Here is a 24254-nt window from a genome sequence, read left to right as displayed (position 1 = left end):
CATGATACCTTCCGTCATACTTCTACTCGGCGCCTCTCTGGCGGGCGCGCTAGGAGCGGTCTGCCGCTACTGCATTGATGCGCTCACCAAAGTATTTTGGTCTATGGCAGGAACAGTCCTTGTTAACATGGTCGGCTGCTTTCTGATAGGCATCGTTGCTGCGCTCTCGGCTGATGGGCCACTTGGGGCCTCGGGACACTACCTGCTTGCCACCGGTTTTCTAGGTGGTTTCACCACTTTTTCAACTGCCATGTTAGAGGCGGTCAATGCCATAAGAGGAGGCAAAGTCGCCCGCGGGTTGGCGCTGGCAATCTTGCCGGTGATCCTAGGGATGGCACTGTGTGCTGCGGGCATCGCACTGGCCAATACTTGGCTGTAGTTCTGTAGTTTTTTCGCAATAAAATAAGGATCCGAGCCGAAGCCCGGATCCTTATTTTATTGTACGCGCCGGCTACTTGGTTTTAGCTTTTGCCCGCTCCTGGTCAGCCTTTACGGCCTCCTCAAGAGCCTTCTTGAGCGCTTCTTGCGACTTGCCGTATTCGCTCCAATTCTGGTTAGACAGGGCCTTTCCGCCCGAGTCCAGGGCAGCCTTGGCATCCTGCAAGGCGCTTTGCAGCTTCTGGTCTGCACTCTGCTCAACCTTTTCGGCAGTGGGCTTCTTTGCACCCTCGCCGCCAATTACCGATGAGGTCGACGCTGCGGCGTCACCGCCAAAGACCTGGTTCAGAGATTCTTCCAGCGTAGACGCGAAGCCTACCTTGTCACCGAACGAGGTCAGGACGGAACGCAGCTGCGGGTAGGAAGTGGTACCTGTTGACTGCACGTAGACCGGTTGGATGTACAGCAGGCCGCCACCAACTGGCAAAGTCAGCAGGTTGCCACGCAAAACCTTGGTGCCCTGCTGGTCCTGCAAGTTCAATTCCTTCGATACCCGTTGATCCGAGTTGAAGTTGTTCTGTACCTGCCCGGGCCCAGGGACCGTAGTCGAGGACGGCAGCGCCATCAGACGCAGCTTGCCATATCCTTCTCGGACCTTGCCGGCCTCAGAACCGGTTTCGGAATCCACTGCCAGGAATCCTGCCATTGCTGCACGCTTCGATCCGCCACCGGGAATAAACACCGAGGTGAGCGAGAATTCAGCGCTGGGCTGCGAAGGCATCTTCATGGTCAGGTAGTACGGCGGCTGCACCGGAGCAGACTCGTTCTTTGGTACCGACACCGTGGGATCTTCAGACAGCTTCCACTGGTCGCCACCGGTGTAGAACTTTTCAGCTTGGGTGACGTGATAGGTCTCTAGCAGTTTGCGCTGCACCTTGAATAGGTCCTCTGGGTAGCGCAGGTGTGCCATAAGGTCGCCGGAGATCTCTGAGATCGGCTTGATCTTTCCGGGGAAAACCTTTTGCCAGGTGCGCAGCACCGGATCCTGCTTGTCCCACTGGTACAGCGAGACGGAGCCGTCGTAGGCATCCACCACGGCCTTCACCGAGTTGCGCATGTAGTTGATCTGGCTGCGCGGAGTGAACTGCTCCTCGTCGTTAGTACGCGAATCGTCAGTGACAGAATCTACCGATACGTGTTCTGCGTACGGATACGCGTTCGAGGTTGTGTACCCGTCCACGATCCAAACCAGACGCTTCGGCGTCTTCGGGTCCCCATCCACGTCAACCACTGCCGGGTACGGCTTGCGGTCCAGCGTCAGGTATGGGGCGGCCTTTGCCACGCGCAAGGACGGATCGCGATCGTAGAGGATCTGCGACTTCTCGTTTACCTGGTCACTGAAGAACAGGTCAGTGGACTGGAATCGCAGAGCATACAGGAACTTGTTCCAGAAGTTTCCAAGCGAAGGACCACCATTGCCCTGGAAGGTGTTGTTTACCTGGCCTGATTCCGCATTGTCGTCTGGATAGTCGAGTTCCTGCGGGGCACTGCCCTTGGGCGCCCCCACGACGGAATACTGCGGGCTTTGCGGCGAGAAGTAGATGCGCGGTTCATAGTCGCCCATCTTGCCGCGGGAAGGAATCGAATGTTCCCAGTAAGCCGGTAGCCCGTCCGGGGTGACCTTGTTGCCGAAAGCTGCCACTGCGCCGAAGCCGTGAGTGTAGACCGTGTGATCGTTAACCCACGTACGCTGCCCTTGCGAGAGACCTTCCTGGTTTATATCGCGAACCGCGATCACCGTGTCTGCCTTTTCGCCATCTACCTTATAGCGGTCGACGGCGAACTGCTCTGGGAAGGTGTAATAGGGGCGTGACTGCTGTAATTGCCGCACGGTCGGGGAAATGATCTCGGGGTCTAGCAGACGGATTTGCGAGGTCGAAGCCTGGTCTTCCGCCAACTGTCCGGCCTCGGCCTTTGTTGTTGCCGAGGTGGTCTTGTATTCCAGATCGTCCATGCCGAACGCCGCTAAAGTAGCGTCGATGTTGTGCTGAATGTAGGTAGATTCCAGTGCCTTCGCGTTCGGATCCACCTTGAAACGTTGCATCAGCATCGGGTAGCCGAAGCCAATTACCAGTGAGGACACCACTAGAACGACCAGGCCCGCAACGGGAAGGCGCCAGGTGCCTTTGAATGCCGCCACAAAGAACAGAATGGCGATCAGCGCACTGATCACGGCCAGGATGGTATTCGCCGGCAGCGCCGCGTTAATGTCCGTGTACATTGCGCCATCTGTAGGCCCACCTTGCTGCGCCAGCATGTTAAAACGCCCAACGATGTAGCGCAGTCCCACCAGCAGCGACAAGATGCCAGCGAGGATGCCCAGGTGAATACGAGCACCACGCCGCACGTGCACCTTCGGGGTTACTTGAATTGCCCCACCCAAGTAGTAGATGACCGCGGTCGCCACGGCCGCAGTTGCGACCATTGCAAGAGTTGCCGAGGACAACAAGTCTAGAAGCGGCAACTGGAATGTGAAGAAGGATAGGTCAAATCCCCAAATAGGATCCTTCTTGCCGAAGGGGGTGGAATTCAACGCCACCTGCAGCACGCTCCACGAAGGAGCCAATTTCAGCACGGAATAGATGCCCACTAGCGCAGCGATGCCGAAGGTAAATATTTTCGGGTGAGAGATGATCTGGCGTGAATACTCAGATACCGACGCGGCAGAGCGCCCCGGTTTCATAGAGCGCACCGCCAAGAAAATATTCACTACGACGATCACAAACGCCAGCACAAAGCCGACCAATCCCATCAGGGCCGCCGAGCCCCACTGGGTGAACAGGATCTGCAAATACCCGAGCTGCTTGTACCACAAGACCTCGGTCCAGAGCCCTGCCATCAGGACGATGAACAGCAACAACGCTGCCAAAATTATTACGGTAATACCAAGCGGTCCCGGTTTCTTGAACTTTGGCAACTGCGGTTTTGCCGCACTGGAGCGGCCTGCCCGCCCTTTACCAAAATTCCCAAAATCCGGGAAGCCGGGAAACTGATTGTTAGAACTCACAGCTTTCCTAGTGCGTAGGGGTTAAAATCACTCCTATTGTTTCACGTTTTGTTCCCTGTCCTCCAACTAGTTGGAGCTGGGCCCGCTACGTTCACACCAGGCTTAACGAATTGGGCAGGAATGTTAGATAGTGGCACTATTTAGGCATGGATATAGCCCCAGAAGCACTAGCTGCAGCAATCTACGACATTGAGCGGGAACTCGCCGGCCTCGGCTGGAACCAGGCCCCTTCCCTCTTCGCCCTCGTTCCTACCCGCTTTGTTCTGGAGCAGGGCGAGGCGTTGGATGACGACTCAAAACAGAAGCTGACCATGCTCCTGGAGTCCTCGCCAGATAACCTGACGGCTGTCTTACAAGAGAACGTGTCTGAAGATATTGGGGACATGCTTGCACGCATTGAATGGCCGCCGATGGTCGAGGGCGCAGCAGTGGCTATGGAGCGCATCATCGTTCCCCCACAGGTCGAGGCCGAAGCTCCTGAAGATCCGCAGGAGCGCACCGAGTTCTTGATGTCCCACCCGGATCGAGACGAGGTCCGCATGGTAGCTGGCGCGCTTCGCTCCGGCGCCTCTTTTACTGCTGTGCGCACCCGCTCTCACGACAGCGAGGATCAGGTAGTAGCTTCCTCCGGGTTGGTACCAGATCTAGAGAAGGCGCTGCTAGCCACTTTCGCACCCTCTGCATAGCGGCTACTTCGTGGAGCAGGTTGGGAGCGCATCAACCTTGCCCTTCCCAATGCTTTCCACCGCCGCGCGAGCATCGGTCAAAGTATCTATGCGAACTACTCGCATTCCTTTGGGTATCGCCCCATTAGTGTCCGCACAGTTCTGTCTTGGGACCAGGAAGTACCTTGCCCCATCTGCGTAGGCACCAGCCATCTTCTGGGGCACACCAGAAATAGCTTCGACCTCGCCATCCATGCGAATGGCTCCCGTGCCGGCAATCTGCTTGCCGCCAGTCATCGCGCCCGGGGTCAGCTGATCAATAATCCCGAGGGCGAACATAGTTCCGGCGCTGGGTCCACCAACGTCAGCCAGGGCAATATTCACCTTTACCGGCAGTTTCACATCGGGCTTTAGGACGACCCCCATAACGGAGCCTCGTCTACCTTCGGCCTTGGAAGTGCGCACAGCAACATCCTGGTCCCTACCAGCGCGACGCACCTTAACCGTCACCACTTTCTTAGGCGGCACCTTCTTCAGAAAAGCGAACAGGGAGCCGGCAGTATCAGTGGTTACAGAATTACCGCCCTCGGAAATTCTAAGAATCTTATCGCCCTTTTTCAGCTTGCCGTCAGCATCGGTACCTTTGGCAACATGCATGATCTCGAAGATGGCGGGCACCTTGTAACCGAGCTCGGCAAGAGCCGCAGCCTCCGCATTCTGCTGGGAGCCCTGCATCTGCGCCGCCGCGGCCTGTTCGATCTGCTCGCGGGTAACATTCTTGGGAAACACTTCCTCTTCCGGAGTTATCTGGCTGTGCCCGCGCAAGTACGCCGCCACTAATTCGGCCAGAGACACGTTAGCGCCAGGTCCCCCACGCATCGACACGGTTACCATCCGCAGCGACCCGGAGGTGGGATACGTTGTCGCCCCCGACACGGAAATCACCTTTTTGTCTCCCTGCTTTTCCAACACGTTAAAAGTGGGCCCGGGACTCTCGATCACGTACGGTAACGGCACTGCCACCGCAGCGATTGCAGCAACCGCCACAGCAGCTACACCTAGAGCAGACTTCTTGCGATACCAAGGACGTTTTTCTTCCACGGCCCCATTGTGCCAAGATTTCTTATCCCTTACCTAAAAAGAGCCTATGTACTGGACATTCTGCGCGTTACTGTTGCAGCGGAGACAGCGGCGCAATATCTATAAAGTGTGAGACATACAACATCACATTTTTTAGCTATCGCAACCGCCATAACCCTGCTATGCACAGGGTGCATCATCACGCCTTTTAGCTCCGACAGCGACGACTCTTCCCCAACAGAGGAATCAACCAACCGGTCGAGTAGCGACCACGACCACAACTTCTCAGACAGCGACGAAGGGGACGGGGACTACTCAGAGGAAGAGCGTCAAGAAGACCAGGAGTCCGAAGAATACGGAAATAGTTCGCCAAGCTCTGATCCGACAGCGCGCACCGCTCCCAAACTGCCGGCGAATTTACATGAGAAAAGCAAGACAGGTGCTATTGCCGCCGCTAAATACTTCTTAGAGGCACACTATTACGCAATGAGTACTGGAAATATGGAGCCGCTGGACAGAGTCGCCGAGACGGGTGCCCCCATACAACAGAAATTGCAGGCAATCCGCAAAACGCTAACGGAATACGGGCCAGTAAAAGGGGCCGCAACTTACGGCGAGGTCGCAAACGTACAGCGGCTCAGCGACAGCAGGTATGTCGTCACCATAGCCATTACAGGTTCTCGGTCTACCGGAGAATATATCGTGCACGCTACTTTCAAGTCTGGCAGGTGGCAGATACACGACGTCAACGGAAGACGCACGCCTTCCCGCGACAGTCAGGATCCATACAAGATAGGCCACAAGCAAGCATCGGCAACTAACATCCAGTAGCCGCTCTTGCTGCCCAGGCGGCCCCCTTCCCAAAAATCAGGATAGAGGTCTGTCCGCCTCATTCCCATCGAGGCGCAGCCCGACACAAGAGAAGGCGCAGTTGCCTCCGGCGAATACTTTATAGATACCCACGACTATGCCGTACAGACCGGAAATACCGAGCAAGTGTAACAGGCCCTCGCCAGGAAAAGACTTGCCCTGAAGGACCCCTACATAAGAGCCAATATCAACAAAACAGGTTTGTGGGTCAAGGACAAGATATCCACGAAATTCGTAGCAGCGGAGCCCAGGGACGGTGGAGTATTCTACGCCCCATACCTTGTACGCCTCTTTCCGCCCACCTCAGTCGATACCCCATAAAGAAGAACAGTGTAGAGATGCTCAATTGCGGGATCAGCTTTCTCTAATCAAGATGGAGCCTGGAACGCAAAATTTGGCCTCCGTGCGGATAGAAGAATAGGGAAAGCTGAGTCAACCCAGGCGCCACCACTAACCATTCTGCCGCCCCCGATCACTTCCAGAAAAAGCAGTTTTCCACAGGGGCGGCAACACCTGTTGCGGGGACAGAAAAGCATCCGGTAACTTTGAAAACGTGAAACATGCAACGAAGCATCTTACTGCTGTCGCAATAGTTGGCGCCCTCCTCTGTAGCGGCTGCACCACCCAAGCAGATTCCTCCCCCAAGCAATCCCCGACCAGTTCCCAAAGCCGCTCACAAAAACCAACCCCAAAGTCAGGGTGGGAAGACGGACCGCCAATTCTTCCCCTTGAGGCCCAGCGCAACACTCAGGAAGGCGCCATCGCCACCGGCAAATACTTTATAGAAGCCCATGACTACGCCATCCAGTCCGGCAATACCCGACCGATGCAGCAAGTACTCGCAAAAGAAGGCAGCGCACAAGAAACGTTTACAGAAATTGAAACTAAGCTAAAAGCAGACGGTAAGTGGACCGGTAAGAAAGCGTCTGTTAGTCCGGATGTAGCCCATCCCAAAGAAGGCGACATTTTTTATACGCAGTTTAAGGTCTCATTTCCGACTTATACCTCCATCAAAGAGCCAGAAGATCGAATCAGCGGCGGCATCTTTCTATACGGCATAAACCTCATCTATCGCGACAATATGTGGGAAGTAAGAGATTTCCGCTCCCAACGACTTGAAGAGGCTCTTCGCGAAAATGCTCAAAAATAAGATCGCCTGCATTGCCATATGCATAGCTTTCGCATTTTTCACCCCTGGGGCCGCTGTAGCCGATGACAAGAGCCCGGTCATATTAGGAGCTAAGAACAGCTCACAATCAATAATTCTTGAGCTTTCACAGTCGACTCCTGGCAACGGTGGTTCTACAGGATACTCGAATCAGAGCTATCAGCCCCAGGTGGGCGCGACCGCGACGCCTGCTACCCATTCTCAGGATCCCCTCCCCTGCCGCGACACATCAGGCTTATTTTACCCATTTGCCGTGTATTATCAGGCTCTCCTCCCACTGTGTCCGCCTGCGCCCACCTCTACTGCGCAGGCGCCTAGCCCAGTTCAACAGGCTCTAGCAGCCGTACCAGCCCAAGTACACAGATGGATACAAAGCGCCGACCTGCAGGCACCCGCGGTGCGCCGTCAGCCGGACACCGATGCAGTGCTGCCAGGCGATCCCCCGGTAATCGCCTATACGACGGCAAAATCCCAAGTCCAAACCATCAATGTGGGGCCAATAGCAGTGACTCTCAAAGCTCGCCCCATTAAATACGAATGGGACTGGGCAGACGGAAAAACTACCACAACCACTTCCCCAGGATTGCCCTACCCAAACCAAAACATCACCCACCTGTACGCCCCAGCCGAGCAGCGGCAAATAACACTAACCACCACCTGGGAGGTCTACTACCAGGCAGCCGGTCACCCCTATCAAAAAGTAGACGAGCTAATGACCACTACCTCAACTTCCACCCCATTTCGCGTCCGCAATACCAGCACCGTCCTCACAGATGACGCCGAGAAACAACAAGGGCACTAACCCGCCCTCTAAAAGAAAAGAGCTCATCTGCACAGCATCGGCAGGTGCACCCGGAACTGCCTAATCGCCCCTGCCGCGCCAATAGGCCTGCCCCGGGCAATGCTCACTTCCTCCGATGGCGATAACTCCTATCCCCGTAGCGAGGTCAAATGCCTTGCCCTGTAAACTGGTCGCAACCGACAAGTGGGGGAATCGAAAATGGCCGACTCTAACAGCAACGACGACCTATCTGGCATTGAGCAGATGCTACGCCAGCTACTGGGCGACGAGGCCGCTGAACGCATGCTAGAGCAGATGCGGCAAAGCGGGCTGGATCCTCAGGCAATTACCGGAGGTATGAACCTACCGAAGGATCCCACCCAGATACAACACCTAATACAGTCTGTAACCCAGTTGTTCTCTGGCTCATCTGAAGCCCTGGATTGGGATATGGTCTCGCAGATTGCTATCCAAACCAGCTCCACAAAACCGGATCCGGCCCCAACCGCCGCGCAGGCCGCCAGAGCACGTGATGCGCTGTCAATAGCTGACCTGTGGCTCGATTCAGTGACGGTGTTGACCCCCGGAAAAGCAAATAGGCACGCATGGTCGCGGGCCGAATGGATCAGACAGACACTGCCAACCTGGAAAGTCATGTGCATGCCAGTTGCCACCCACGCCGCTGACGCCATGACCGATGCCCTCTCTCAGCAGCTCGGACGAATGGGACTCGACCAGGCGGAAGGCTCCTTCGCAATTCCGGGCCTCGGCATCTCTGGAGCCCTAGGAAAGATGAACCCAGCGGACATGGTTCGACGAATGTCCGGATCGGTGTTCGCCATGCAGATCGGGCAGGCCATTGGTACTCTAGCAGGCCAAGCCCTAGGCTCTACCGATGTGGGGCTGCCCCTCTCTGATGACTCCCTTACTGCCTTAGTCGTTTCAAATGTGTATGATTTTGGAACTGACCTGGGAATCGGAGCTGACGCCGTGCTGCAGTACCTAGCAGTACGCGAGGCAGCTTCCGCTCGCCTTTACAATGCTGCCCCGTGGCTGCGCTCCTACCTACTCCGCGCCATAAGCAAGTACTCCGCTCAGATCCAAATAGACTTCGACCACATTGAGCAGGCGGTTCGCGATCTAGATTCCATGGATCCGGCACACATCCAAGAAGCCATGTCTTCCGGCATGCTCTCCCCCACTTCCTCCGAGGCACAAGAACAGGCCAAAAAAGAGGTCGAAACTATCCTCGCAGTAGTCGAAGGGTGGGTCGAAGAAGTAACCGCCAAGGCGTGCAGCGCCTATCTTCCCGCGGCTGCCCCACTACAAGAGATGATGCGGAGGCGACGTTCTCAGGGGGGCCCCGCTGAGCAAGTACTAGCCCAGCTAATGGGTCTAGAACTACGGCCGAAACGTGTCCGAGATGCAGCTAAACTCTGGCGCGTTCTCGGCGATAAAGTAGGCCAAGCCGAGCGGGACAAGTACTGGTCCCACCCCGACGTGATGCCCACAGCAGAAGAGCTGGACAACCCGGACTCATTCCTGGAGGGGCGCCAAGAAGCAGCCGAGGCCGACGCCCAGGTAGATGCCGAACTCGAAGCGTTACTAGACGGCACCTTGGGATACGCGAAAGGCCTAGATGCTGGCGACGAATCGGCCGGACAGCAGCAGATCAAGGAATCCCAAGACGAGGACTCTGCAGACTCCGGTGACTCTGACGACCCCAACGAGTAGGTTATCCACAGGCTTTTCCACAGCATTTTTGCTTCTGCCGTAGCAGCTACAAACTCATGAAACCCTTGACCTGTTAGGGGGAATTATGAGATTGAAGCCCGGAGTTCCAATCGTTTCGCTTCCCGGCGGAGCGATACAGCTTGGTACCGCACCACCACTCGCCTGCAGGTTAGAAGGGCTAACTAGGCAGCAGCGCAACTACATCCACGCCCTCGGAAGGGCGAAGACTGGAACAAAACGCAGGCGTGCCCTTCCCCAAGAGGACTATCAGCAGATCTGGGGCCTCCTGTCGGAAGCCAACATGGTCTGGCACGGGCGAACCAGGCCGGCCGGGACGGATCAAGAGTGGTGGGTGCGGCAAGAAGGATCAGCAAAAGGGGTGCAGGCCCGCGCCTACTTGCGCACCAGAATCGAAGGCCTTGATCCTTTAGGTGCACACACCGCAGTACTGTTGTCGAAAGCCGGGTTCCTCCGCATCGATCCGAAGGATCCTGCCCCAGTGAGTGACCAAGATGTTGGACTGTTTTACCGCTCCGAGGACGTGGGCTCCCCACGCGCGCAGCTAGTACGGCAGAAGATATCCCCCACCACAATGCCCTTTCGAGGTCCGGCCAATTTTGCCATCTTGATCTCTAGTCCGACAGCGGACGCGAGCCGAGCGCTTCCTTACATGTTCGACGGAATCCCTCATCTACTGGTAACCGTATTGGACACTTCTATAGAGGTGGGACCGTTAGTCATGCCTTCAGCTTCACCGTGTATCAACTGCGTTGACATTGCCAAACAACGAAAAGATCCGCTGTGGGCCAACTTAAAATGCATGTTAGGCAAGACCCTTCCCCAACGGGCCGAATCTATCCTCACTTTTGCTGTAGGCGCGTTTATCGTGCGTCAAGCAGCCGATTTAGCGCGGGGCCGCATCCCTGACACCGTGGGTGCGACCTGGACGTTCACAACTGACAGTCCAATTCCAACCTACCAGCATTGGCAGGTTGAACCGCGATGCGGGTGCGGGGCTAGTCTGCAGCCAAGTCAGTAAAATTAGCCAAAGTTTTCTTTGCGATGCGCGCCGGATCCTCGCCGCGCACTACCGCCAGTATTGCTGCCCCATACTGGTCAAGTTTTACCCTGCCAATCCCTCGTATCAGTGACAGTTGCTTGACCGTAGCCGGGCGCACAGTGGCGGTATCTCGTAAGGTCACGTCTGTAAGCACAGTAAAAGCAGGCTTAGATATCCCCTTCGCTACTGCCGCACGCCATGTGCGTAATTTTTCGAAGAGCTCCTTCTCTGCTGGGCTGGCTTCCTCTTCAAATTCCTTCGCTGCCGCCCTCCCTGTTGCTTTGCTGAGCGCAGGCGTCCGGGATACTTCCCGAGGCCAAATCCCATCAAAGAAGCGGGAAGGCTTCCTGGTGGCCCGCCGCCCCTCGGAACGAGCCTTGGCGTAAGAAACGTGCAGATGGCTGCGAGCCCGGGTGACTGCCACATATGCCAAGCGTTGTTCTTCAGCAATTTGTTGCGGAGTCTGCGCCTGCGAAATGGGGAATAACCCCTCGGATACCCCCACAAAGAAAACAGCATCCCACTCAAGGCCCTTGGCAGCATGCACTGAGGACAGGGTTACGCCATTTATTTGCGGCGCGTTCGCCGAGGCGGCCCGCTCTTCCAGTTCCGCCGCAAAATCGCGCAGGCTTAGCCCCTTTTGGGCCCGGTCTTCGCCCAACTTTACGAGGGCGTCCAGCGCGTCCCAGCGTTCCCGCACCGCGCCCGTGCCTGCCGGCGGAGACGCCGTCCACCCCACAGAGGAGGCAGCATCGGCTACAGCTTGGGTAAGCGGAATTGGGGAGCCAGCCTTGGCCATAGATCGAATAAGGACCATTGCCTTGCGGATCTCTTGCCGATTGAAATATTTTTCGGCTCCGCGCACCAAGTAGCCAATCCCAGCTTCAGACAATGCCTGTTCAAAAGCCTGAGATTGGGCGTTAATGCGATACAAGATGGCCTGGTCAGCCAGATTTACCCCACTATCACGCAACTTAATAATTTGCTGCACGACCGCCCGCGCTTCGGCCTCGTCATCACTGTAGACGTAGTATTGCACAGCCTTTCCAATTTCCCGTTGGGTTTGTAGCTGCACTGCGCCCTGCAACTTACTGGTGCCCCTGCCCATGTTGCGCACAATCCGGTTGGCCAGAGACACCACCTGCGGCGACGACCGATAGTTGCGAACTAGCTCAACTTCTCCGGCCCCCGGAAAACGCTTGGGAAAATCCACCAGATATTTTGAAGTAGCCCCGGTAAAGGAGTAGATGGTCTGGGCAACATCGCCAACTACGCATAGGTTGTTGCGCGAACCGACCCACTGGTTGAGCAGTTCTTGTTGCAGCGGGGACACGTCCTGATATTCGTCTACCACGAAGTGTTTGTATTGCGCCCGCACTTTTGCGGCTATGTCCCCCCGCTCGGCAAGCATCCCCACGGTTAGCAGAAGCACGTCCTCAAAATCGATGACGCCGCGTTCGCTCTTCACGCTCTGGTATACCGTAAGCAACCGAGCGGTCTGCTCCGCCGTAAGCTCGGCAGGCATGTCCCGCCCTAGCTCTGTAACCGTCTGCACGTAATCAGACGGACTGATCAAAGACACTTTGGCCCACTCAATTTCGGATGCCAAATCGCGCACCGTAGTTTTATCCGCGCGCAGGCCCAACCTGGAAGCAGCCGCCGCTACGAGCGGCGCCTTGTGGTCAACAAGATTTGGTGGGGGGCCGCCGACCGCTGTGGGCCAGAAATACCGCAGCTGCCGCAGGGCTGCCGAGTGGAAAGTGCGCGCCTGCACCCCCGGCACTCCTAGGGCGCGCAGCCTGGCAGACATCTCTGATGCCGCCCTGGTAGTGAAAGTAACTGCCAGCACGTCATGAGTGTCGTAGACACCGCTGGCAACCGCGTAGGCAATCTTGTAAGTGATAGCCCGAGTCTTGCCAGTACCGGCACCGGCCCTTACCACTAACGGCCCCGTCACCTGCTGGGCTACCCTGCGTTGTTCCGGATCGAGGGCGTCAAGCAATTTGGCAGGTTCCATGGTCTAGATTGTGCCTCCTACTACTGACAGATGAGACTAGCGCCCTCCCCTTCAGGTCTGGGAAGCGGCTGGCCTAGCCAGCGCTCGATCATGCTAGCAGCGATTGTGGTATCGGAGGGAACAATTATCTGTTGCTTCTTAGCAAGCGAAATAAATTCTTCTCTGGTGACGAACTTGGCCCACCCGATTTCGTCCTCCTGGCACACTATGTCCGCGTCCGTCGCGGCTGTGGTCGCAGTAAATGCCAGCATCAAAGAGCGTGGGTATGGCCAGGCTTGCGAATATAAATACTGCACGTTACAAACGCTCAATCCCACCTCTTCGGCAATCTCGCGGTGCACCGTCTCTTCTGCAGCTTCACCTGCTTCTACGTAACCGGCCAGAACAGAAATACGGCCCTCCTGCCAGGCAATATTGTGTGCGATTAGGAGCCGATCCTGCTCATCAATGACCGAACAGATAATTGATGGGTCAGTGCGCGGATAGCTTATTTTGCCGCATCCGGAACATTTACGTTCCCACCCGCCTGCTTGCGCAACGGTATTGGCCCCACACACTGGGCAGTATGCGGCCCCCGAGTGCCACACCGCGAGCGCAATGGCTGCCGATGCGAGCGAAGAATCTGCCGGGCTTAGTAATGCTCCTACCTGGCGGATTGAGCTGATCCGCCGCCCCCTAAAGGAATCTAGATCCGAAACGTGGCAGCCAAGTACCGGCTTGCCTTCGACTTTGCCCAGAAAGAAGATCCGCCCCTGTGCAATAGCTTGGGTGAGGCTGGAGAATTCCCGCCTTATTTCCGAGGGCGTCAGGGCAGCTAAAGCGGGTTTGTCCTCTTGTCGCAACAGGACGCGCCGCCGCATGTCTACCGCTATTACGGGGGCTGCAGCCGCAAGGGCTGCTAGGTCAACATTTGCTCGGTCTTGACTGGCTGCATCTATGCCACCGCGGGCTAGGGGAAGTTTTTGCACCATGCCTTTACACTATTGCTTCCGGGCTGGCTCTGCCTGCGCGCGCCTGTATGGTAAAGGTATGACTAGTAGAGCAGACGGACGCGAAGTAGATGAGCTTCGTAAGGTAGAAATCAAACGCAATTGGCTAAATGAGGGCGAAGGGAACGTACTGATTTCCTTTGGTAATACCACTGTGCTGTGCGTGGCTTCTCTGACAGAAGGGGTGCCCAGGTGGCTCAAGGGACAGGGACGCGGTTGGGTAACTGCCGAATATTCGATGCTGCCCCGCGCCACTTCGACGCGCTCCCAGCGCGAGTCTAGGAAGGGCAAGATTGGCGGCCGCACCCACGAGATCTCTCGACTGATCGGCCGTTCGTTGCGCGCCATCATCGACACTGAGGCACTTGGCGAGAACACTATTGTGCTTGACTGTGACGTGTTACAGGCGGACGGGGGCACCCGTACCGCTTCTATTACTGGCGCTTATGTCGCCCTCGTGGATGCGGTGCGTTATGGCCAGAAGCAGGGGCTGATCCGCGCCGATGGGAAGAACCCCGTGCTGACAGATTCGGTTAGTGCCATTTCGGTCGGCATCATTGACGGAGAACCCAGGCTAGATTTGCCTTACGAAGAGGACGTGCGCGCCGAAACTGACATGAACGTGGTAATGACTGGTTCCGGCAAGTTCGTAGAGGTCCAGGGCACCGCAGAGGGCGCTCCGTTTGATCGTTCCGAATTGGGCAAGCTGCTAGATCTGGCTGAGGCCGGATGCGCTAATCTGGCCCAACTACAGAAGGCTGCCCTGGATGAATAAGCTCTCTGACAAGGTGAAGCTGGTACTTGCCACGCACAACCAGCACAAGTTGTTTGAACTGCACCAGATCTTGGCCGAGGAATTGAATAATTTTGATCCTGACGCCGTCGTATCTGCGGCTGGGCTGGGTGCACCTGAGCCCAAAGAAGATGGGGTGACTTTCGAACAGAATGCGCTGCTGAAGGCTCACGCACTAACTGATGCCACCGGGCTGCCTGCGATTGCGGACGATTCGGGTATCTGCGTGGACGTTTTAGGTGGAGCCCCGGGGATCTTCTCGGCCCGGTGGGCGGGACGCCACGGCGATGACGCCGCTAACTTGGACCTGCTTTTAGGTCAACTAGCTGACGTGCCCGATAAGTATCGCGGTGCCGCCTTCGTGTCCGCTGCGGCCTTGGTTCTGCCCGATGGCACCGAGGTTGTACGCATGGGTAAGGTATCTGGCCAGTTATTGCACGAACGCCACGGCGAGGGCGGGTTTGGTTACGACCCGATCTTCCGTCCTGACGGCTACGAGGTAACTACCGCACAGATGAGCCCCGAACAGAAGAACCAGATCAGTCACCGTGGCATCTCTTTTAGGGCCTTGGCAAAGGACATTGCCCCGCTCTTGTAGCTGCTACAGCAGGTAGGTCTTGCCGTCTTCGGCAAGGCCTACTTTGGCGTTAAGGAGCCCCGCAGTTCCTGCCAGCTGTTCGCCCTCTGGGCTCTTTAGGAACCCTTCGGCTTCGTTCAGGCATACGCTTGCCTCAGTCCACGGTTGGATGTGGGTTAGCAGCAGTTTGCAGGCTTGCCCCTTGGCTGCAACGCGGGCAGCCTTGATACCGTTCAGGTGTATCCCTTCGGCGGTGTCTTCGCTAGTGAAACCGCATTCGCACAGGAACAGGTCCACCCCGGCGCATGCTTCTACTACGCCGTCGCATTCGTCAGTGTCGCCGCTGTAGCAAAGGGACGCCGAACCGCCGCCCTCACTTGGCCCTTCAACGGTGAGCGCGTATGCCTCTACCGAGTGGTACACGGCGGTGGAACGAACGTGCAGATCGCCTATCTGCACATCCGCCGGTAGAGGGCGAAAATCAAACACGTCCGCGTAAGTTTCAGAAGTGTCAGAGTTGCCCTCAATACCGCGCACCCGCTCTACGATCCCCGAGGGCGCATAAACGGGTACCGGCCTCAGCTTTCCTTTGGGATGCCAGCGGCGGTAAACCTGCATCGACAAAATGTCGGTGCAGTGATCAGCATGCAAGTGGGAAAGGAAGATCGCGTCTAGGTCCGCCGGATCGGTGTTACGCAGCAAAGCCCCGAATGAGCCGGGCCCCATGTCCATAACGATCTGAGTACTCCCAGCTGAAACCAAGTAGCTGGAAGCTGCAGAATTCGGACCAGACATGGATCCTGATGCGCCAAGAACAGTGAGCTTCACTTCGTCACTCCTAAGTGCTTTCTGGAATTACCGGGATGCCCGGTCCCATAATCCGTTTTGCCAATGACATGAACGGTTCGGTGGGACCCGTGCAAGTAAAACGGTGTGCAGGCTCGCCTCGCGTCGCCTCAAGGTCGCGAACCATGAGTTCGCGGTAAACATCAGCTGCCGTTTCATCCGAGGAGGACACCAACGTCACCTTCGGACCCATAACGTAACTGATGGCCCCCTGCAGTAGCGGATAGTGGGTACATCCTAAGATCAGCGTGTCCACCCCGGCTTCTTTTACCGGTTGCAAGTATTCTCTAGCGACCTTGAGCACCTCGTCGCCAGTAGTGATACCAGATTCTACAAATTCCACGAACCGTGGGCATGCCTGCTGCGTAACGTGCAATCCCGGCACAGCAGCCAGAGCATCCGCATAAGCGCCTGAGCGAACCGTTGCCTTCGTCCCAATAATTCCGATGCGATTGTTACGAGTTGCCTCAACTGCGCGCCTAGCCGCCGGGCGAATTACCTCTACAACGGGGATTCCCGCCTTAGCGGTGTAGCGCTCGCGAGCGTCGTGTAGTACCGCCGCCGTAGCAGTGTTACAGGCAATGACAAGCATCTTCACGCCGCGTTTAGACACCAGATCGTCCATCACCGCCAGGGCGAGTTCGCGCACCTGCGGAATCGACTTCTCTCCGTATGGGGTGTTTGCAGTGTCTCCGACGTAGTACACGGATTCATGCGGCAACTGGTCGATAACAGAGCGGGCCACAGTTAGCCCACCTAACCCAGAGTCAAATATCCCAATCGGCGCATCATTCACAGTTCCAGACTACGTTGGTTGAGTGCTTGCCTCCATGCGCTCTATCAGTGAAGTCTGCCACCACCCCAACGCAGAATAGACGGAGGCCACAAAAACATTGCGTTGTTCTTCTGTCGGATCACATTTTTGGGGACCAAAGTGCTCTTGCACGTCAGCCACCCCCACCCCGCCGGGTGTCTCGGCAGGTATTCCCAAAGCGCCCGAGATGGAAAGGCGCAGATCGTTTATGCCAGCAAGCCATTGCCACACTTGCTCTTCGGGAACGAAGATTTGCCCGTCGGGACCCGAAGGTTCGGCCAGTTCCTTTTCAAGAACCTGCAACCGCTCCGATTTGACCGAACGCAGCGAATCCTCGGTTAAGGCACGCAGCTGGGCCGCGATTCTAGGATTCTCGGACAGTGGGGGCAATAGTCGACGAAGCGACAACGAATTGGGTTGTTCGCGTTCCTCTTCCGGTTCCAAAGCGCGCAGTGCCTGTAACAGTTCACCTCTGGGCAAAGGCGCGTCCAGGGCGCGCACAACCTCGGCGATTGCCTGCAAGAGGATTTCCCGTTCTTCCCTGCTCACCCCCGCAAGATAGCCGCCCTCGGCACTGGTAAAGGCCTGCATGTTAGTCCCCGAACTGCTGCGAAACGGTGGCAGAAATACCGTATTCGTGTAGCGCAGCGGCAATCGCCTCGGCACGCTCGCGCGGGCCGGTGGCTACCGAGACCTTCCCCCGGGTTCGTAATAGGGCAACTCTTTCAGTAGCAGCTTCAAGACTGAGCCCAAACTGTTTCACTAACACCCGCTGTAAATACGGATCTAGATTCACCGGATCATCCCAGATCTGGACCGACCAGACATGCTGCGCCGCTAGCTTGGGCCGCATCTGAGGTGAACTCTGACTCATGCCACTAGAGTAAACAGGTTTCGGCTCAAATATTGGCAAATGAGACAGTCAAAGATGTCTTGGAGCCATTTCTGTCCTATTTCAGGACTCTTCGAAGCGATGAAAGTACACTGTGCATATGACTGCCTCACCAGTAACGTCACTTTTGACGGATATGTACGAACTGACAATGATCGACGCGACTTTGAAAAGTGGCATTGCGCAACGGCGCTCAGTGTTCGAACTTTTCGGCCGAAAACTGCCTTCGAAGAGGCGCTTTGGCGTAGTTGCGGGTACCGCTCGCATCCTGGAAGCACTGCAACGCTTCGAGTTTCAAGACGAGCAAATCGACTACTTGGCTAAGGAAAAAATTGTCTCTGACGATTGCCTTGACTTTCTGAAGAATTTTCATTTTTCCGGTGACATAATTGGCTACCCCGAGGGCGAATGTTACTTTTCGGGGTCGCCGCTACTTACCGTCGAATCCACTTTTGCCGAGGCCGTGGTACTGGAGACCTTAGCCCTGTCTATTTTGAATCACGACTGCGCGGTGGCTTCAGCAGCTTCCCGAATGACGATCGCGGCACACGGTCGCCCCTGCATGGATATGGGTGCCCGCCGCACCCACGAGCGGGCCGCTATTTCTGCTGCTCGCGCAGCCATCATTGGTGGGTTCAAGGGCACCTCCGATTTGGAAGCAGCTAAACGTTACGGCATCCCTGCAATTGGTACCGCAGCCCACTCCTTTACCTTGATTCACGACACTGAAGAAGATGCCTTCGCGGCGCAGATTGAGTCGCTGGGAACCAACACCACCCTGCTAGTCGACACCTTCAATGTTGCCAAGGGGGTCGAAAAGGCAGTCCAGGCCGCAAGGGACGCTGGCGGCGAGCTCGGCACAGTTCGCCTGGACTCTGGTGACCTGGTGGCCCAGGCCTTTACCGTGCGCGGGCAGCTCGACTCTTTGGGCGCCACTGACACGAAGGTCACTGTCACCTCTGACCTGGACGAATATCAGATTGCTGCACTGGGGGCGGCACCGGTTGATTCCTACGGCGTTGGTACCCGTCTGGTTACCGGTTCGGGTATTCCCACCGCAGCCCTGGTCTACAAACTGGTAGAGCACGAAGGGCCTGATGGCTGCCGAGTGCCGGTAGCTAAGAAGTCCTCGTCAAAGGCTACCGTGGGCGGCAAGAAGTGGGCAGGCCGCATCCGAAACGAAGAAGGATATTCTTCCGAAGAAGTACTCGTAATGGCCGACTGTGAAGAGGACGCCCTGGCCGAACTCAAGGAGCGGGGCGCTCGCCCTCTGCAGGTGACCTACGTAAAAGATGGCGTTATCGACGAATCCTTCATGGGCGCACAGGCCCTGCAAGATGCCGCAGAAAGGCATATAGCCTCGCGCAACGAACTTCCCTACCAGGCATGGCGGTTGTCCGAGGGCGACCCGGCAATAACCACCACATACGTCGATATTTCAACGAAGTGCTAACCCTGAAGCAGGGCGGCGAAGGATTCGCGTTCTTTGTCGCCCTGCTGATCAGAAATGCCGTCAAGGGCAATGACCCCTGCGAAGTCGTCTTTTTGCAAGTGTACTAGCAGGTCTTCCACGTAGGCTTGCCTCTGGCGCGGAGAGATCTTCACGTCTCTATGCAACCGCACGTAGCTGACGCGATCAGCTATCTGCGGGTAGGCTGCCTCTATCGGGTGCACGCCGCAGGTTAAATAGCTGAGCGGGTCAAATACCAGCGAAAAACTTTCTTCGGTGAAGCATTCGGCCAGGTCCAGTACTCGCGTGGGTACATCCCCGTAGTATCCCAGCGCGTTCTCGTGTAAATAGACCATCTGGGCTTTCGAAACGACCTCTATTATTTGGCCAATGCGCTCAACTACCTCGCCTTTGAAGCGGTCCGGATTGGTCCGTGCCGGGATTTTGAACGAATAGCCACAGATCTCTTCACAGCCAAGACGGGTTGCCACTTCCACAGCCCGGTGCACCCGCTCCATCGAGTAGTCGGCATCTACCGGCATGGTTGCCAAGTCTGTGCCCAATGCGTAGGCCTGCATGTCGTATTTGTCGAGCAGGTCGCGAATCTGCTGGACCTGCCGATCGGGCAAGTCTAGGATGGTTCTCCCAAATGCGCTTCGAAGTTCGACCCCGGCGACGCCGAGCGAATTCAGCCTACCTAGTTGGTCTTCAGGGCTATCGGTCAACAGGCCAGCAACACGCCACATGAGAGTTCCTTCTTCCACGAAACGCCGCTACAAGATGGCGTTTCCGCTGCTCATTCTACCGTCTTCCGACGAACCAATCCTGAAGTTTAGATATGCGAGACTGAATTTGTTCAGTGGTCGCCTGAGCTACCGGCGGCCCCCCGCAAATGCGTCGCAATTTAGCGTGGATTGTCGAATGTGCTTCCCCGGATGAACGCGCCCACTTTGCCACCAGCTTGGACAGTTCCTTCCGCATCTGCGCTCTAGCTCTGTGATCGGCAATTCCGGCGTTCTTTGACCTGGTCATGGCTGCGGCCTGCGCCTTGCGCTGCTGAGCCATCTGCTTAGTTTGCCGATCGTGAAGCAAAGTGACTACCTGATCCGGTTCTAAGAGGCCAGGAATGCCCAAGAATTCCTGTTCTTCTACAGATCCCACTTCGGCGATGGTGCCAAAATCGGAGCCATCAAAAAGAACCCCAGCAAATTCTGCACCCGAATCTATTGCTTCAAATCCGCCCAGCAAATCTGAAGAAGCACTCTCGTTTCTATTCGCCATTGCCAGAGCGCGTTCTTCGGCACTCATCTGGCCGTCTTCTTCTGCCTCTGGCTTATTCAAAGCATGGTCGCGCTCCACTTCCAAGGACGCGGCAAGATCCAGTAGCGGGGCTACAGAAGGCAAGAATACCGAGGCCGTCTCCCCACGTTTGCGCGCACGCACAAACCTACCGATAGCCTGCGCAAAGTACAGCGGCGTGGATGCCGAAGTTGCATAAACGCCAACTGCTAGGCGAGGTACGTCTACGCCCTCGGACACCATGCGCACCGCAACCATCCAGCGGTCCTTGGAATCTTGGAACTTATCAATCAGTTCCGAAGCGCCGTCATCATCCGACAACACGACTACTGGCGACTTCCCTGTGATGCGCGCCAGGTGCCCGGCGTAGGCACGGGCCTTAGTCTGGTCGGAGGCAATAACCAGCCCCGCTGCGTCCGGAATTTGTCGACGCACCAGATCGAGGCGCTGGTTGGCAGCAGAGAGCACCTCCTGGATCCACTTTCCGTTCGGGTCCAGAGCGGTACGCCACGCCTGCTTAGTCATGTCTTTGGTCAGCGGTTCGCCTAGCCGCGCCGAAATCTCGTCTCCCGCGCTAGTGCGCCAATGCATCGACCCGGAATAGGACAAGAAGATGACCGGGCGCACTACCCCGTCGCGTAGTGCGTTGCCGTACCCGTAGGTGAAGTCTGCTTTCGACCGCTTGATACCCTGCTCGTCCTCGGCGTAACGCACGAAGGGAATCGCAGAGGTATCCGAGCGGAACGGGGTACCTGTAAGAGCCAACCTGCGAGTAGCTCCCTCGAAAGCGGTGCGAATCCCATCTCCCCAAGACTTCGCGTCGCCGGCATGGTGGATCTCGTCAAGAATCACCAGGGTTCGGAATTCGCCCGTACGCTGCTGGTGCACTCGGGGATTGGCCGCAACCTGCGCGTAGGTAACCGCTACCCCATCAAAGTGGGATCCTGCCCGCCCCTGAGAGTTCTGGAAGGAGGGATCGATGTGAATACCGACTCGCGCTGCGGCATCGGCCCACTGCACCTTCAGGTGCTCGGTCGGGCATACGACAGTCATCTTGTCTACCACGCCCGAACCGATAAGTTCAGTAGCAACACGCAACGCAAACGTGGTTTTACCTGCGCCGGGAGTAGCAACTGCCAGAAAATCCTGCGGCGCGGTGGTCAAGTATTGTTTCAGCGCAGCAGCCTGCCAAGCACGCAACGACCCCGCAGTACCCCATGCCGCCCTCTTCGGGTATGCAGGAGGCAGCTGCTCTGCTGCAAATATTGAAACTTGTTGGGGTTGGCGCTGGTGTTCGGCGCTCACTCGCCGTCCGCCCCGAAAGGCCAGTTTGGTCCGAAGTTCTTCATCTGTTCATGGATGGCCTTGCACTTGGGACACACTGGGAAGCCGCTAGGGTCCCGCAACGGTACCCACACTTTGCCGCAGAGGGCGACTACGGGCGAACCGGTAACGGCAGAGGCCGTGGCCTTGTCCTTACGTACGTAATGCGCGAAGCGCTCGTTGTCCCCATCGCCCTTGCTTGGTTTCACTTCTGTTTCTGTGCGCTCAAGCACCGACGTAGACGAGCCCGGGTCACCTTGCGCGCCGGACATGTTCCGTATTCCAGAAATGATCATGCCCCCAGTCTAACTATTTGATTTGCCCTTGGCTTGCCACCATTGCCCACTTTTACCCATTTTCGCAGTTAGCAAGGTTTTGTGTATCTCGTCCTCACTTGCCCCCGAACATAAAGAAGAGGACGGGTTACCCCGTCCTCTTCAAAGTCTTAGCGAAGTTTTATTTACTTCTTGCCAACTGCCTTCTTCAGGGTGGAGCCAGCGGAGATGCGAACGCCGTAGCCAGCAGGAATCTGGATTTCTTCCTTGGTGCGGGGGTTACGGCCGGTGCGTGCTGCACGCTCGACGCGCTCAACCGACATCAGGCCAGTGATCTTTACCGGTTCGCCCTTGGACAGGTTTTCAATAAGGATTTCCTGGAAGGCGGCCAGAGCGGAATCGGCCTGAGCCTTGGTCAAGGATGCGCGGTCAGCAATGCTCGCGACGAGCTCGGTACGATTTACGGACATTATTTTCCTCTCGTGTAGATAAAGAGTTAGGCACCCGCAGGGCCTACTTGTTCAACAAGTTCCGCCCTTATCGTATAGCTATTACAGCCACTTTGGCCCGAAAAATCGGCCCAAATGCACTGTTTCTCACTATTGTTTCCGGATTGTAGGATCAGATTGACAGAACCAGTCGTACAGGGCACCATACTACCCCCTTTAAGGCATTATTTCGCAAGAGACCTGGAATCTTTTGCCAGATAAGCCGCCCTCCGAACTTCGGAGGTGGCATTTTCTACACACTTGTCAGTATAGTGAGGCTGAAATAATTCGACATTTTCTGAACTCAACTCTGAAATTATCCACTCATTTAGAAAATAGATATGTTTGTTCACTATTTCTTACAGGTGGAAAAATATATTTATAAACAGTAGTGCATATTTTAGAGGGCGAGGCGGTTTCAGCATCCCGAACATACTTACCCAGGGGCATCACAGAGATCGAGCCATGCCGACCTTCACCACGTCGAGCCTGGGCAGTTTCAGGTTTGCCGTTACCGGCTTCGAGGCGGGCGAAGACTGTTACTACCGCGGTTCCCCTTTATATAGCTGGGTCTATTTTAGGTCTATTTTGTTGCACACTAGCGACTATAGACGCACATCGACGCACATTGCCCCTTCAGCCTTTTCCACACTATTGCAACGAAAAACCCCGCCATTCCAACAGAATGGCGGGGTAATAGTGGAGATGCGGGGAATCGAACCCCGGTCCGGCGGCCGGCCCTTAGAGCTTCTCCGGGCGCAGTCTGCTAATGATTTTCTTGGCCTTACACATTCACACAGACAAGATGTGTAACAGGCCCAGCCATCTAAGTGTCGTTACGCAGCCGATGGCGTGCTACGCAACCAGTGGCCCTCTAGACGACGCCAGGTCCAGGTCGAAGGCACTCCCTGGGCTGACGGATTCGCTTCGTGCTTAGGCAGCGAGAGCGAAATCGGTGCGATTGTGTTCGGCACCTATTGTTTTGTGAAGAGCGTTAGCGAGTGGACTTCACATCCTCGGCCCGCTTCCTCTAAACCGACGACCACCGTCGAAACCGATCATCCCCTATGTAGTTTTCAAACAGCAAAAACTGCAAGAAAACATATTAGCATCGCCCGTTCAGGCCAGGCAAGAGTTAATCCCAGTTGCCAGTGCGCTCGTATTCACGCATGGCCCGCAACGATTCTCTCTTATCCTGTGCCTCCCGCAGGGCCTGTCGCTTATCCCAGTCCTGTTTACCGCGAGCCAGTGCTATCTGCACTTTTACCCGCCCTCGGACGAAGTACAGTTCCAACGGGACTACCGTGTATCCCTTTGCCTGCACGTCCATGGCCAGCTTTTCTATCTGCCGCTTATGCAAAAGCAACTTCCGCTTCCTACGCGGAGAATGATTCGTCCACGACCCCGACAGATATTCGGGAATCATCGCTCCCTGCAGCCATGCTTCCCCGCGGTCCAGTTCTACCCACGCCTCGCCAATGGAGGCTCGGCCCATGCGAAGTGCCTTTACCTCAGTTCCCATAAGAGAAAGGCCCGCTTCGTACGTGTCTTCAATGAAATAATCGTGACGCGCCTTCTTATTACGCGCAATCACCTTCACCGCGTCAGCTTCCGCCTTAGCCTTTTGTGCCGCGCTCTGCTTCTGCTTCTTCCATTCCTTAGCCATAACTCACCCCCAAAAAGTGCGC

Annotated in this window: 24 protein-coding genes and 1 other RNA gene; 11 read left to right on the top strand and 14 right to left on the bottom strand. The window is 56.3% G+C overall.

What is annotated here, in order from left to right; all coding sequences use genetic code 11:
* Nucleotide 1: 1 nt before the first annotated feature.
* Nucleotides 2–379, top strand: coding sequence for a fluoride efflux transporter FluC (locus tag QP400_RS04810; protein ID WP_004807619.1), 378 nt, complete (start codon nt 2–4; stop codon nt 377–379).
* Nucleotides 380–451: 72 nt separating this feature from the next.
* Here the strand turns inward: QP400_RS04810 and QP400_RS04805 are convergent, their stop codons facing one another.
* The gene (locus QP400_RS04805; protein WP_004807616.1) at nt 452–3445 is read right to left on the bottom strand and encodes a UPF0182 family membrane protein; all 2994 of its coding nucleotides are present in this window, start codon (nt 3443–3445) and stop codon (nt 452–454) included.
* A 146-nt stretch (nt 3446–3591) separates the two neighbouring features.
* On the opposite strand from QP400_RS04805, the gene QP400_RS04800 reads away from it, so the two are divergent.
* Nucleotides 3592–4131 carry a PPA1309 family protein gene (locus tag QP400_RS04800; RefSeq protein WP_004807614.1) on the top strand — a complete coding sequence of 180 codons (540 nt, stop codon included), beginning with the start codon at nt 3592–3594 and terminating at the stop codon, nt 4129–4131.
* A gap of 3 nt (nt 4132–4134) precedes the next feature.
* Here QP400_RS04800 and QP400_RS04795 read toward each other — a convergent pair whose 3' ends face one another.
* On the bottom strand, nt 4135–5211 hold the full coding sequence (locus tag QP400_RS04795; RefSeq protein ID WP_004807612.1) for a YlbL family protein: 1077 nt from the start codon (nt 5209–5211) through the stop codon (nt 4135–4137).
* Between the two features lie 108 nt (nt 5212–5319).
* Here QP400_RS04795 and QP400_RS04790 point away from each other — a divergent pair, with 108 nt between their 5' ends.
* The 6 genes from QP400_RS04790 to QP400_RS04770 all read left to right on the top strand — a co-directional run bounded on the left by QP400_RS04790 (nt 5320) and on the right by QP400_RS04770 (nt 10782).
* Nucleotides 5320–6021: a DUF6318 family protein gene (locus QP400_RS04790; protein ID WP_040315297.1), complete on the top strand. Its 702-nt coding sequence runs from the start codon at nt 5320–5322 to the stop codon at nt 6019–6021.
* Between the two features lie 60 nt (nt 6022–6081).
* Nucleotides 6082–6192 carry a DUF6318 family protein gene (locus QP400_RS10470; protein ID WP_219722209.1) on the top strand — a complete coding sequence of 37 codons (111 nt, stop codon included), beginning with the start codon at nt 6082–6084 and terminating at the stop codon, nt 6190–6192.
* A 421-nt stretch (nt 6193–6613) separates the two neighbouring features.
* Entirely contained in the window at nt 6614–7210 is a 597-nt protein-coding gene (locus QP400_RS04785; RefSeq protein ID WP_004807607.1) for a DUF6318 family protein, read from the top strand.
* Nucleotides 7197–8030, top strand: coding sequence for a hypothetical protein (locus QP400_RS04780; protein ID WP_004807605.1), 834 nt, complete (start codon nt 7197–7199; stop codon nt 8028–8030). The genes QP400_RS04785 and QP400_RS04780 overlap by 14 nt, the downstream gene beginning before the upstream one ends.
* 198 nt (nt 8031–8228) lie before the next feature.
* Nucleotides 8229–9743: a zinc-dependent metalloprotease gene (locus QP400_RS04775; RefSeq protein ID WP_004807603.1), complete on the top strand. Its 1515-nt coding sequence runs from the start codon at nt 8229–8231 to the stop codon at nt 9741–9743.
* Nucleotides 9744–9828: 85 nt separating this feature from the next.
* Entirely contained in the window at nt 9829–10782 is a 954-nt protein-coding gene (locus QP400_RS04770; RefSeq protein ID WP_004807601.1) for a hypothetical protein, read from the top strand.
* Here the strand turns inward: QP400_RS04770 and QP400_RS04765 are convergent.
* Together QP400_RS04765 and nudC are read right to left on the bottom strand one after the other, a co-directional pair.
* On the bottom strand, nt 10760–12820 hold the full coding sequence (locus tag QP400_RS04765) for an ATP-dependent helicase (protein WP_004807600.1): 2061 nt from the start codon (nt 12818–12820) through the stop codon (nt 10760–10762). The two genes, QP400_RS04770 and QP400_RS04765, sit on opposite strands and share 23 nt — an antisense overlap.
* A gap of 20 nt (nt 12821–12840) precedes the next feature.
* Nucleotides 12841–13791 (bottom strand): NAD(+) diphosphatase, encoded by a 951-nt coding sequence (gene nudC / locus QP400_RS04760; protein WP_048706849.1) that lies wholly within the window; start codon nt 13789–13791, stop codon nt 12841–12843.
* Nucleotides 13792–13849: 58 nt separating this feature from the next.
* On the opposite strand from nudC, the gene rph reads away from it, so the two are divergent.
* Both rph and rdgB read left to right on the top strand, forming a co-directional pair.
* Nucleotides 13850–14584, top strand: a complete 735-nt coding sequence (gene rph, locus QP400_RS04755; protein WP_040315296.1) for a ribonuclease PH — start codon at nt 13850–13852, stop codon at nt 14582–14584.
* Nucleotides 14577–15200: an RdgB/HAM1 family non-canonical purine NTP pyrophosphatase gene (gene rdgB, locus QP400_RS04750; protein ID WP_004807595.1), complete on the top strand. Its 624-nt coding sequence runs from the start codon at nt 14577–14579 to the stop codon at nt 15198–15200. Before rph ends, rdgB begins: the two co-directional genes overlap by 8 nt.
* Before the next feature lie 3 nt (nt 15201–15203).
* Here rdgB and QP400_RS04745 read toward each other — a convergent pair whose 3' ends face one another.
* The 4 genes from QP400_RS04745 to QP400_RS04730 are packed head-to-tail and all read right to left on the bottom strand — an operon-like array spanning nt 15204 to nt 17713.
* The gene (locus QP400_RS04745) at nt 15204–16007 is read right to left on the bottom strand and encodes an MBL fold metallo-hydrolase (RefSeq protein ID WP_004807593.1); all 804 of its coding nucleotides are present in this window, start codon (nt 16005–16007) and stop codon (nt 15204–15206) included.
* Between the two features lie 10 nt (nt 16008–16017).
* Nucleotides 16018–16821, bottom strand: coding sequence for a glutamate racemase (murI, locus tag QP400_RS04740; protein WP_040315295.1), 804 nt, complete (start codon nt 16819–16821; stop codon nt 16018–16020).
* Between the two features lie 9 nt (nt 16822–16830).
* The gene (locus tag QP400_RS04735; protein WP_004807587.1) at nt 16831–17430 is read right to left on the bottom strand and encodes a DUF2017 family protein; all 600 of its coding nucleotides are present in this window, start codon (nt 17428–17430) and stop codon (nt 16831–16833) included.
* Nucleotide 17431: 1 nt separating this feature from the next.
* Nucleotides 17432–17713, bottom strand: coding sequence for an ATP-dependent Clp protease adaptor ClpS (locus tag QP400_RS04730; protein ID WP_040315294.1), 282 nt, complete (start codon nt 17711–17713; stop codon nt 17432–17434).
* 118 nt (nt 17714–17831) lie between these two features.
* Here QP400_RS04730 and QP400_RS04725 point away from each other — a divergent pair, with 118 nt between their 5' ends.
* Nucleotides 17832–19184: a nicotinate phosphoribosyltransferase gene (locus QP400_RS04725; protein WP_004807583.1), complete on the top strand. Its 1353-nt coding sequence runs from the start codon at nt 17832–17834 to the stop codon at nt 19182–19184.
* Here the strand turns inward: QP400_RS04725 and QP400_RS04720 are convergent.
* From QP400_RS04720 to smpB, 6 genes are all read right to left on the bottom strand, one after another.
* Complete coding sequence (locus QP400_RS04720; protein ID WP_004807582.1) at nt 19181–19927, bottom strand: sugar phosphate isomerase/epimerase family protein; 747 nt, start codon at nt 19925–19927, stop codon at nt 19181–19183. The two genes, QP400_RS04725 and QP400_RS04720, sit on opposite strands and share 4 nt — an antisense overlap.
* Before the next feature lie 55 nt (nt 19928–19982).
* Nucleotides 19983–21746 (bottom strand): DEAD/DEAH box helicase, encoded by a 1764-nt coding sequence (locus QP400_RS04715; RefSeq protein ID WP_048706893.1) that lies wholly within the window; start codon nt 21744–21746, stop codon nt 19983–19985.
* 35 nt (nt 21747–21781) lie between these two features.
* Nucleotides 21782–22099 (bottom strand): DUF3039 domain-containing protein, encoded by a 318-nt coding sequence (locus tag QP400_RS04710; protein WP_231288199.1) that lies wholly within the window; start codon nt 22097–22099, stop codon nt 21782–21784.
* A gap of 164 nt (nt 22100–22263) precedes the next feature.
* Complete coding sequence (locus QP400_RS04705; RefSeq protein WP_004807577.1) at nt 22264–22548, bottom strand: HU family DNA-binding protein; 285 nt, start codon at nt 22546–22548, stop codon at nt 22264–22266.
* A 715-nt stretch (nt 22549–23263) separates the two neighbouring features.
* Nucleotides 23264–23632: a transfer-messenger RNA gene (gene ssrA, locus QP400_RS04700) on the bottom strand.
* A 69-nt stretch (nt 23633–23701) separates the two neighbouring features.
* The gene (smpB, locus tag QP400_RS04695) at nt 23702–24232 is read right to left on the bottom strand and encodes an SsrA-binding protein SmpB (RefSeq protein WP_004807576.1); all 531 of its coding nucleotides are present in this window, start codon (nt 24230–24232) and stop codon (nt 23702–23704) included.
* Between the last annotated feature and the right edge of the window lie 22 nt (nt 24233–24254).

It is taken from the genome of Winkia sp. UMB3158, from assembly GCF_030217145.1.
GTDB classification, from domain to species: domain Bacteria; phylum Actinomycetota; class Actinomycetes; order Actinomycetales; family Actinomycetaceae; genus Winkia; species Winkia anitrata.
The sequence above is the reverse complement of the archived record's forward strand: the minus strand, read 5'-3'. Positions and strand labels throughout refer to the sequence as shown.

What these genes read in the sequence shown, in the direction of transcription:
- QP400_RS04810 (WP_004807619.1), top strand. Translation starts at nt 2, where the DNA reads ATGATACCTTCCGTCATACTTCTACTCGGCGCCTCTCTGGCGGGCGCG.
- QP400_RS04800 (WP_004807614.1), top strand. Translation starts at nt 3,592, where the DNA reads ATGGATATAGCCCCAGAAGCACTAGCTGCAGCAATCTACGACATTGAG.
- QP400_RS04780 (WP_004807605.1), top strand. Translation starts at nt 7,197, where the DNA reads ATGCTCAAAAATAAGATCGCCTGCATTGCCATATGCATAGCTTTCGCA.
- QP400_RS04775 (WP_004807603.1), top strand. Translation starts at nt 8,229, where the DNA reads ATGGCCGACTCTAACAGCAACGACGACCTATCTGGCATTGAGCAGATG.
- QP400_RS04770 (WP_004807601.1), top strand. Translation starts at nt 9,829, where the DNA reads ATGAGATTGAAGCCCGGAGTTCCAATCGTTTCGCTTCCCGGCGGAGCG.
- QP400_RS04765 (WP_004807600.1), bottom strand. Translation starts at nt 12,820, where the DNA reads ATGGAACCTGCCAAATTGCTTGACGCCCTCGATCCGGAACAACGCAGG.
- nudC (WP_048706849.1), bottom strand. Translation starts at nt 13,791, where the DNA reads ATGGTGCAAAAACTTCCCCTAGCCCGCGGTGGCATAGATGCAGCCAGT.
- rph (WP_040315296.1), top strand. Translation starts at nt 13,850, where the DNA reads ATGACTAGTAGAGCAGACGGACGCGAAGTAGATGAGCTTCGTAAGGTA.
- rdgB (WP_004807595.1), top strand. Translation starts at nt 14,577, where the DNA reads ATGAATAAGCTCTCTGACAAGGTGAAGCTGGTACTTGCCACGCACAAC.
- QP400_RS04735 (WP_004807587.1), bottom strand. Translation starts at nt 17,430, where the DNA reads ATGCAGGCCTTTACCAGTGCCGAGGGCGGCTATCTTGCGGGGGTGAGC.
- QP400_RS04730 (WP_040315294.1), bottom strand. Translation starts at nt 17,713, where the DNA reads ATGAGTCAGAGTTCACCTCAGATGCGGCCCAAGCTAGCGGCGCAGCAT.
- QP400_RS04725 (WP_004807583.1), top strand. Translation starts at nt 17,832, where the DNA reads ATGACTGCCTCACCAGTAACGTCACTTTTGACGGATATGTACGAACTG.
- QP400_RS04720 (WP_004807582.1), bottom strand. Translation starts at nt 19,927, where the DNA reads ATGTGGCGTGTTGCTGGCCTGTTGACCGATAGCCCTGAAGACCAACTA.
- QP400_RS04710 (WP_231288199.1), bottom strand. Translation starts at nt 22,099, where the DNA reads ATGATCATTTCTGGAATACGGAACATGTCCGGCGCGCAAGGTGACCCG.
- QP400_RS04705 (WP_004807577.1), bottom strand. Translation starts at nt 22,548, where the DNA reads ATGTCCGTAAATCGTACCGAGCTCGTCGCGAGCATTGCTGACCGCGCA.
- smpB (WP_004807576.1), bottom strand. Translation starts at nt 24,232, where the DNA reads ATGGCTAAGGAATGGAAGAAGCAGAAGCAGAGCGCGGCACAAAAGGCT.